The following is a 9,003-nucleotide window of genomic DNA, read 5'->3' as shown; positions in this document are numbered from 1 at the left end:
GGGGGGGGGGGGCCCCCGCGGGGGGGGGGGGGGGGGGGGGGGGGGGGGGGGGGGGGGGGGGCGGGGTGGGGTGGGTCATGCCGGGACTCCTGAGGGGGTGGAGGAGGTTTCTGCGCAGGTGCCGCCCAGGCCGTGCGCGGCGAGGAAGGTGAGCCAGCGGGTGGTCTCCCGGGGCGTCTCGGCGGCCCGGTTGAGGCCGGCGGGGAGGGCGCCGGCCAGGATCCGGGTCACGCCGTAGGCGAGGGGCAGGGAGACGCAGCGGGCCATCGCGGACTCGTCGGCGTCGCCGGTGAGGTCCAGCAGGTGGGAGCCGCGCCAGCGGGTCCCGGTGGCGGTGCGCAGTTCCAGGGAGACGGACAGCACGACGCGGTCGCGGTCGGCGGGGGTGGTGGGGTGGCGGGCGGCGAGGGCGGCGGCCAGGGAGCGGACGGCCTCGGGGTCGCCGGCGGAGACGGTGTCGAAGACCTCCTTCCAGGCGGTGCGCCAGCCCGCGTTGCGCAGGGTGCCGCGGACGAAGGTGGCGAGCTGCCACTGCTCCGGGATTCCGTACTGCGCGACGAAGGGGAGGCTGTCGCGGTTGGGGTAGACCTCGAACTCCTCGCCCGCCAGGGTCAGCGGCCGGGTGGCCTCCCAGGGGCGGGCGGCGGTCCGCTCCACCCCGGAGTCGATGTGCCGGGCGGGTGAGCCGAGGGCCGCGAGGACCCCGTACGGGGCCCAGCTGAAGCGGTAGCGGAAGGAGTTGGGGACCGCCGGGACCCCGCCGCAGTAGGAGGTGAACTCGGCGGTCGCCGGTAACGAGCCGACGGCCTCGCGGGCCCGGGCGACCAGGTCGTGGGCCATCAGGTGGTCGATGCCGGGGTCGAGCCCGGCCTCGGTGAGGACGACGGTACGGGTCTTCGCGGCGGCCTCGGCCGCCAGCGCGGCCAGCTCCGGGGAGACGTAGCTGGTGCAGGCGAAGTGGGCGCCGCGCTCGGCCGCCAGCCGCAGCAGCGGGGCATGTTCGGCGGCCGGGAGCATGGAGACGACCACGTCGCCGGGGCCCACCCCGGCCGCCAGGGCGGCCGGGGTGAGGGCGCGGACCTCCGCGCGGCCCGCCAGGCCGTGGGCGGCCAGGCGGGCGGCGGCGCGCTCGGCCGTGCGGTCCCACAGGACCACGCGGCGGGCGCGTTCGCAGACGAGGGAGAGGCCGGACCGGCCGGTGGACAGGCCGGTGCCTATCCAGTGGACGGTGCCGGACGCCGGGGCCGCGCCGGGCGCGGACGGGTTAGCGGACAAGGGGTGCCTCCTGGGCTTCGACTGCCGTCCGGTAGGTGTGCAGGGCGCGGTCCCAGACGCCGTCCCACTCGGCCAGCCGCGCCAGCTGCGGCGCGAGTTCGGCGGAGAAGGCGGTGCTGGCCTCGACGGGGAGCAGGGAGGGGAGGTTGTCGATGGCGATGAGGTCGAGGCGGGGCGCGTCGGCGCGCAGCGCGCGGACGGGCTCCGGCCAGGTGGTGGTCTCCTCGTAGACGGGCAGGACGTTGCAGTCGGAGGTGACGTCGCAGGTGACGTCGGAGACGAGGGAGAGGCGGCGGGCCGGGTCGTCGAGGTCGGCCTTGGTCAGGAACGGCGGTACGGGGGTGGTGGTCAGGACGGTGTTGACCAGCACGTCGTGGCCGAGCAGGGCGGCCCGGTCCAGGGAGCGGGTCTCGGGGAGGTCCCAGCGGGTGGGCGCGAGGCCGGCCCGGACGAGGGCGTCGCAGGCGCCGCGGCCGCTGCGCCCGAGCGCGCCGATGACCAGGGTGGTGGTGGGGTCGCCGGCGGTGGCGCCGGAGGCGAGGAGGGCGTCGAGGGCGGGGCGGTCGGTGGGGACGAGCGGGGTGGTGAGGGCGCCGCGGTGGTGCAGGACGGCGAGGGCGGCGCCGACGTACCCGGCCCAGTAGCCGAACGCGGCGACGCGGCGGCCGGCTTCGTCGGTGAGGTACTCCATGTCGAGGAGGGCTCCGCCGCCCGCGGCGAAGCGGGAGAGCAGCTCGGTGGCGCCGGACTGGCCCTTGTAGGCGTGGCCGAAGTAGATGTGCCGGTGGCGCAGGGCGGGGGCGCCGGGTCCGGCGGGGAGTTCCTTGAGGCCGAGGACGTAGGCGTCGTCGGGGGCCTGCTCGTGCCAGGAGGCGGTGTTGGCGGTGGCGCAGCCCGCGGCGGCGTATTCGGCGAGGGGGAAGGCGCGCTGGTCCGACTCCTCGACGGTGATCCGGACGCCGGCCTCGACCAGGCGGGCGGCGTCGTGCGGGGTGAGGGGGGCGCGGCGCTCGGTGAGGCGGGCCTCGTGGCGCATCCAGAGGTGAGTGCTGTCCGACATGGTGCGGTTTGTCCTGTCTGAAGGCATAGGGGTGGGAGACCCCCGGCCTGATCGCGGTTGCGGGGGCGGCGTCCTGGAGGTGCCTGCGCGCTAGAGGTGCGGGATCCGGGCGTTCGCCAGAGGGCGGTAGGCGGGGGTCGCGGTGGCCTTCAAGCCTGCCGTGCGCAGTTCGGTGACGACGGCGGTCGCGACGGCCACCGCGAGCTCCTCGCCCGGGCAGCGGTGGGCCGCCGCGCCGAAGGTGAAGATCACGGGATTCACCCGGCCGGGGAGCAGGGTGTGGGGGTCCGGGTTGACGGCGGGGTCCCGGTTGGCGGCGGCGAGGACCACCAGGACCTGCTGCCCCGGCTCCACCGTGGAGCCGGCGTGCGTGAAGCTCCCGGCGGCGAAGCGGCGGGTGTTCTGGATGGGGGCGTCGTGGCGGACCACCTCGCGCACCAGCGCCCCCGTGTCGGGGGCGTGTTCGCCCCGGGCGAGGGCGACCAGCGTGTTGCCGATCAGCCCGGCGGTGGCGTCGTAGGTCTGGGAGAGGAAGCCGATGGCGTTGGACAGCAGCGGCCCGAGGTCCACCCAGCCGTCCCGGTCGGCGGCCCGTACGAGCCCGGCGAGCAGCGCGCCCGCCTGGCCGGCGCCGCCGGGCCGGTTGCGGAGCCCGGGGCCGGCCGGGGCGGCCGAGGCCGCGTCGAGTACGGGGCCCAGGAGTTCGCGCAGCCGGGCGGCGGCCACCGCGGCCGCCCCGCAGTCGTCGGGGGTGGCGGTGGCCGGGATGCAGCGGACGAAGTCGGCGATGGCGCGGGCCGCCTCGCGGCCGGCGCCGCCGGCCAGGCCGCTGAGCACGGCGACCACCCGGGCCGGGATCCCGAACATCAGCTCCTCGTACGGGACGTCACCGCCCCCGGCGAGCGCCTCGCGGGTGAAGCGGGCCGCCAGCTCCGCCGCGTACGCGGTGTCGGCGCGGGCCAGGGCCCCCGCGACGACCCCCTTCAGCCGGGCGGCCGCCGCACCGTCCGTCATCCGCACCAGCTGCCCGAACACCTCCCCGGCCGCCGTACCGGCGATCCCGGCCGGAACCGGCTGCGCCACGGGCCGTACCCGCAGGACACCACTGCCGAGCACCGCGCGCACCGCGGCCGCGTCGGCGGCCACCCAGGCCCCGAGCGCCTCGTCGAAGGCGAAGGGGCGTGTCGCCACCAGGCGCGCGTAGAAGGGATAGGGATCCGCGAGGCGGACGGCCTCGACGGGGGTGACGGTGGTGGTGCTCACTGCGTACTCCTCTTTTTGCGCCTAAACCGGCGCCGCTCTCGCGGACCTGGTTGCCCGCCGTCGTGGTTCCTCAATTGATGGTTGCGGTGTTCGTCGTTCCAGACCCCGCGACCCCACCTCAGGCTGCCGTCGCGCGAGCCGCCCTGCGCATGTCGAGGGAGCCCGCGATGGCCATCCTCAGCACCTCCGAGGTGCCCTCGTAGATGCGCAGGGAGCGGATCTGCCGGTACAGCCGCTCGGTGACCGACCCCTGCACGATGCCCGCCGCCCCGAGCAGCTGCACGGCGGCGTCGACCACCCCCTGGGCGGCCTCGGTGGCGTGCACCTTGGCGATGTTGGAGTGCCGGGCGAACCGGCGGCTGCCCCGGTCGGTCTCCCAGGCGGCCCGCGCCACCAGCAGCGCGGCCGCGTTCAGCTGCACCTCCATGTCGGCGAGGGAGGCCTTGACCAGCTGGAGGTCGAACAGCGTGGCCCCGTACGCCTCCCGCCCCAGGACGTGGGCGAGCGCGGTGTCGAAGGCCCGCCGCGCGAAGCCGAGGGCGGCCGCGCCGACCGTCGTACGGAACCGCTCCAGCAGGTCGACGGCGACCACGAAGCCCTTGCCCGGCCGCCCGAGCAGCGCGTCCGCGGGCAGCCGGCAGTCCTCGAAGGACAGGTGCGCGAAGGAGCGCGGGGCGATGGCGTCGACCCGCTCCACCCGCAGCCCGGGCGTCGCCCTGGGCACCAGGAAGGCCGACAGCCCCAGCGGGCCGGGGCCCTGCCCGGTGCGGGCGATGACCACGAACACGTCGGCGATGGTCCCGTTGGCGATCCAGGCCTTCCGCCCGCTGAGCACGTACGAGCCGTCCTGCGCGTCCCTGACCGCCTCCAGCCCCACCGACGCCACGTCCGACCCGGCCTCCTTCTCGGACACCGCGAAGGCCCCGATCAGGGTCCCGGCGGCCATCCCCGGCAGGTAGCGGCGGCGCTGCGCCTCGCTGCCGAAGCGCAGCAGCGGCGTCGCGGCCAGCGCCTGGATGGAGAAGGCGAAGTCGGCGAGGTCCTCGGCGTACGCGAGGGCCTCGCGGCGCAGGCACACGGCCCGGAAGTCGTCCACCGGCGCCCCCCGCGGGTCCAGTTCGGCCAGCCAGCCGGCCGCTCCCAGGGCGCGCACGAGGCGGCGTCCGGCGGCGTCCGGGTCCAGGGTGCGGATCTCCTCCCACAGGACCCGGTTGCTGTCGCACCAGGCCCCGGCCGACTCGGCGAGCCGGCGGTGGGAGTCCTCGTAGAAGGGCAGGGCGAGGACCTCGGGGTCGAAACTCGTCGTCAGTTCCATCGTCCGGCTCCTCAGATGACCAGGTCGGCGGGGGCGTCGGTGGGGGCGTCGGCCGGGGCGTCTTCGGCGAGAGCGGCGCGGACCCGCTTGACCAGGCCGTGCTCGACGAAGTGGGCGAAGGAGGCGTAGCCGCGCCAGATCCGGCGCCATTCGCGCTGGACGGCCTCCTCGCCGGAGCCGCGCCGCACGTCGTCGAGGTAGGCGACGACGATGTCGGCGGACTGGCGGGCGTGCCCGGCCGAGAAGTTGTCGATGGACAGGTGGGCCTCTTCGTAGGAGACGTCGAGGCCGTGGCGGCGCAGCTTCTGGATCTCGTGCAGGCGCATCGCGCCGAGGCCGAACATCTCGATGCCCAGGTTGTAGCCGAGGATCTCGTTGTAGAGGCTGTCGGGGAACAGCGACAGGCAGATCTGGTGGATGGAGAAGCCGTACAGGTGGTCCGGCAGGTCGCCCTGGTGCAGGAACGCCTCCTGCCGGATGTGCGGCAGGTCCATGTCCATGCTGGCCAGCACCTTGTGGATGATCGTGATGTGGTTCTTGTCCATGTCGCCGCGGCCCATCTCGTCCGCGTAGATGGAGAAGAGCAGGTCGTCGCTGCGCCGGCCGCGGCGGCCGAGGTTGCCGATCCGGTGCGCCCAGGTGCCGTCGATGAGGCTGCCCAGCGCGTACGTCGACTGCTCGAAGACCACCTCGTCGCGGGAGGGGATCTCGGTGAGCGGCTCGTACGGGTCCACGAGCTTGTCCCAGTAGATCCGCTCGACCCGCTCCATGAGCGCCTCGGGCGTGTACGGGAACCAGCTGGCGTCGGTCAGCACGCCGCCCGCCCCGTGCTCGAAGAGCAGTTCGGCTTCGGCGAGCCCGGCCTCGGCCCGGGCCCGGGCCTGCGGCAGCACGTTCGGGTGGCGCTCGAAGTTGACGAGGCGGTGGAAGAACCGGCGGTGGTCCCGGGGGTCGGTGTCCTCGTCGGGATCGCGGACCAGCACGTCGGAGGGCTCCACGGTGGCGAGCCGGCCGCCCCAGGCCCGGGCCGGCTCGTCGCCCGCGGTGGTCGCCGCCAGGTCCGCCCCGGCGGGCTCGCCGTCGGCGACGGCCTGCGCCCAGGCGGCCAGGACGGCCGCCTCCCGCTCGTCGAAGATGCCGAACATGGGCCCGCCGAACTTGATGGACTTCAGGAAGCGGCAGGCGCCCCCGTCGCGGGCGGGCCGGATCTGGCGGGCCGTGCGGAACTCCCGTACGAAGGCGGCCGCGTCGAGCTGCCCGTCGTCGAGCCAGTCGGTGAGCTTGCGGCTGCCCAGGCGCACCGCGCGGTGCTGGCGGCCCGCGTGCGGGGCGTGCCGCTCGACGATCCGCGCGACCTTGGCGTCCAGCGACAGTCCGTCGTACCAGGCGGCGAGTTCGGCGAGGGCGGCGGTGTGCTCGCGCTCCAGGCGCACGAGGAGGCGTACGGCGGCCAGCGCGCGGCGGCGGTCCTCGGCCCCGGTCGGGGACTGCCCGGTGTAGGAGAGGTAGGCGGCGAGCAGGGGGCGTACGTCGCTCTCGGCGAGCACCGGCTCGATGCCCAGCAGGAGGTCGTCGAGGCCGAGGGCGTGGGCGGCGTAGTGGACGCCGACGACCTCGGGCAGGAAGGAGGCCGGCAGCCGGGACAGGGCCAGGTGGAAGGCCCCGTGCAGGGCGGTGAGCGGCCGGGCGCCGGCCTCGTCGAGGAAGGCGGCGCTCTCCACGCCGGGCAGGAAGACCCCGTGGCCGACCAGGGCCCGGCGGCGGCGGCCGAGCATCCCGGCCTCGGCGGTGCCCTCGCCCTGGAGCAGCCAGTGCTGGCCGAAGAGGCGGCCCACGATCTCGGCGGGCTGGGTCGCGGCCTGGGAGAGGGTGTCCAGCCAGCAGCCTCCGGTCAGGGCGAGGGGGGCGCGCTGGCGCAGGACGGCGGCGCGCACCTCGGGGTCGGGGTGGGCGGCGAGCGGGGTGAGGACGGCGGCGAGTTCGGCGCGGGCGGCCAGGACCTGGGCGGCGACCGCGTCGACGTCGGCGTCGGCGGACCGCGGCAGGTCCGGGTCCTCGTCGGACCCGGGGGCCAGGAAGGCGGCGAGGACCCGGCGGGCGGCGAGCAGGACGCCCTCGCTCTCCTGGTCGGCGAGCAGCCGCCGGAACAGTCCGGCGGGGGGCAGTGCGGTGATGCGGGCGGCCTCGGCGGCGCCGGCCGGGGAGGCCTCGAAGGGGCCGGACGGCAGCGAGGTGGTCAGGTCGGGCAGCGTGTAGGCGGGGGCGAAGAACCCGCGCGCCATGTCGAGGGAGGTCTCCTCGTCGGGGGTGAGGTGCGCGCTCATGTCAGTGCTCCCCCTTCCGGGCGGCGGTGTCGGTGGTGTCGTCGGCGGGGGCGGTCGCGGGGAGCTTGCGCAGCAGGACGCCGATGCGGACGCCCGGGACGCTGGAGGCGAGCAGGTAGTGGCCGCGGGGCCGCAGGTCGCCGGCGCTCTGGCGGTCGACCAGGTTGATCAGCGGGTCGGCGGCGAAGCAGTGGCCCACGCGCGGGATGTTGTCGAGGAAGAGCTGCTCGCGGGTGAAGCCTGCCTGGCGTTCCTTGAGGACGACGAGCGGCTTGTAGAGGTTGGGGTGGAGCACCCCCTGGATGTCGCCGGTCTTCATGCCGGCGTCGTCGAGGATCTGCCGGTTGACCTCGCGGGCGAGGTCGGAGCTGATCTCGTTGGACCAGTCGAGTCCGGCCGGGTCCTGGGCGGTGGCGCCCGCGACGATCTCGTAGGCGTCCGGGCCGAGCGGGTCGGCGCTGATCAGGCAGGAGGCGGCGCCGTCGCTGAAGAGGGCGAAGTTCTCCATGCGGACGGACTCGTCGGTGACCCGGTCGGTGGTGACGACCATGACCCGGCGGTGCATGCCCGCGGCGACGTACGCCTGGCCGGTGCGGATGCCGGCGAGGAGGTTGGCGCAGCGGCCGAGGGTGAGGCCGGTGAAGGAGGCGGCGCCGAGGCCGGTGGCGGCCATGACGTTCTCCACGAAGGCGCCGTGGGTGCGCGGGCCGCCGGGGAAGCGGGTGGAGCACACGATGAGGCAGTCCACGTCCGCCGGGGCGGCGCCCGCGCCGTCGAGGGTGGCGCGGGCGCTTTCGGCGGCGAGGGTCTCCAGGGACTTGGCGGTGCGGTGGACGGTGCCCCAGCCCCACAGCGCGGCACGGGGAGGCATGCCGAACTGACGGGCCCGCTCCGCCAGGCCGTCGACCGTGGTGTGGTCGGCGGGGAGTTCGCCGAGGACGTAGGCGGGCGCGGACAGGTGGACGGCCGGGGCCGCGGGTAACGCGGAGGCGGCGGGTGACGCGTACGGAAGGCTCACGGTGCCGGATCGCTCTCTCGGTCGGCGGACGGGGCGGGGGCGGCGGTGGCGGCGGGGTCCAGGAGGGCGTTGGCCTCGGCGTACGGGAGGGCGTCCGCGCCGAAGCCGAAGGTGCCGGACCCGGTGATCTCGCGGGCGGCGCGGACGAGGGCGCCGAGGGCGGCGCGGGACAGGGCCGAGCCGGTGCTGACGCGGCGCACGCCCAGGTCACCGAGGTCGGCGACGGACAGCTTCAGCGCGCCGGTCATCAGTACGTTGACGGGCCGGTCCACGGCGGAGCAGACGGCGCGGATGGCGTCGGCGTCCGGCAGGGCCGGGGCGTAGAGCACGTCGGCGCCCGCGGCTTCGTACGCCTGGAGGCGGCGGATGGTGTCGTCGAGGTCGGGCAGGCCCTGGAAGAAGTTCTCGGCGCGGGCGGTGACGGTGAAGGGGAAGCCGAGTCCCTTCGCCGCCTCCACGGCGGCGGCGACCCGCTCCACGGCTTCGCCGAGCGGGCGCACCGGGTCCTCGTCGCGTCCGGTGGAGTCCTCGATGGAGCCGCCGACCAGCCCGGCGGCGGCCGCCAGCCGGATGGTCTCGGCGACGTCCTCGGGCCGCTGCCCGAAGCCGCTCTCCAGGTCGGCCGTGACGGGCAGGCCGGTGGCGTCGACGATCGCGGCGGCGTTGTCGTGGAGCGCGGCGCGGCTGACCAGGACGGCGGCCTCGGCGAGGGCGGGGGTGGGCGCATCGTCTCGTCTGGCGCTGCCGT

General features: G+C 75.6%; 7 protein-coding genes. All 7 read right to left on the bottom strand.

Features of this window, described 5'->3' with window-relative positions; genetic code table 11:
* Nucleotides 1-75 precede the first annotated feature (75 nt).
* Nucleotides 76-1,275: a saccharopine dehydrogenase C-terminal domain-containing protein gene (locus ACFV0Q_RS33285; protein ID WP_385010491.1), complete on the bottom strand. Its 1,200-nt coding sequence runs from the start codon at nucleotides 1,273-1,275 to the stop codon at nucleotides 76-78.
* The gene (locus ACFV0Q_RS33280) at nucleotides 1,265-2,335 is read right to left on the bottom strand and encodes a saccharopine dehydrogenase (protein WP_385010490.1); all 1,071 of its coding nucleotides are present in this window, start codon (nucleotides 2,333-2,335) and stop codon (nucleotides 1,265-1,267) included. The genes ACFV0Q_RS33285 and ACFV0Q_RS33280 overlap by 11 nt, the downstream gene beginning before the upstream one ends.
* Before the next feature lie 90 nt (nucleotides 2,336-2,425).
* On the bottom strand, nucleotides 2,426-3,598 hold the full coding sequence (locus tag ACFV0Q_RS33275) for a hypothetical protein (RefSeq protein WP_385010488.1): 1,173 nt from the start codon (nucleotides 3,596-3,598) through the stop codon (nucleotides 2,426-2,428).
* Between the two features lie 118 nt (nucleotides 3,599-3,716).
* Nucleotides 3,717-4,913, bottom strand: a complete 1,197-nt coding sequence (locus ACFV0Q_RS33270; RefSeq protein ID WP_385010486.1) for an acyl-CoA dehydrogenase family protein — start codon at nucleotides 4,911-4,913, stop codon at nucleotides 3,717-3,719.
* An 11-nt stretch (nucleotides 4,914-4,924) separates the two neighbouring features.
* Nucleotides 4,925-7,237: an iron-containing redox enzyme family protein gene (locus ACFV0Q_RS33265; protein WP_385010484.1), complete on the bottom strand. Its 2,313-nt coding sequence runs from the start codon at nucleotides 7,235-7,237 to the stop codon at nucleotides 4,925-4,927.
* A 1-nt stretch (nucleotide 7,238) separates the two neighbouring features.
* A complete protein-coding gene (locus ACFV0Q_RS33260; RefSeq protein WP_385010483.1) occupies nucleotides 7,239-8,255 on the bottom strand; it encodes a 3-oxoacyl-ACP synthase in 1,017 nt (338 codons plus the stop codon).
* Nucleotides 8,252-9,003 (bottom strand): isocitrate lyase/phosphoenolpyruvate mutase family protein (locus tag ACFV0Q_RS33255; protein WP_385010481.1); only part of this gene is annotated, 752 nt, incomplete at its 5' end. The genes ACFV0Q_RS33260 and ACFV0Q_RS33255, both read right to left, overlap by 4 nt.

It is taken from the genome of Streptomyces sp. NPDC059564 (genome assembly GCF_042735575.1).
Taxonomy (GTDB): domain Bacteria; phylum Actinomycetota; class Actinomycetes; order Streptomycetales; family Streptomycetaceae; genus Streptomyces.
This window is presented reverse-complemented; position numbering and strand designations above follow the sequence as displayed.

Bases quoted from the DNA above. Each gene is read 5' to 3' on its own strand.
- ACFV0Q_RS33265 (WP_385010484.1), bottom strand. From the start codon at position 7,237: ATGAGCGCGCACCTCACCCCCGACGAGGAGACCTCCCTCGACATGGCG.
- ACFV0Q_RS33280 (WP_385010490.1), bottom strand. From the start codon at position 2,335: ATGTCGGACAGCACTCACCTCTGGATGCGCCACGAGGCCCGCCTCACC.
- ACFV0Q_RS33270 (WP_385010486.1), bottom strand. From the start codon at position 4,913: ATGGAACTGACGACGAGTTTCGACCCCGAGGTCCTCGCCCTGCCCTTC.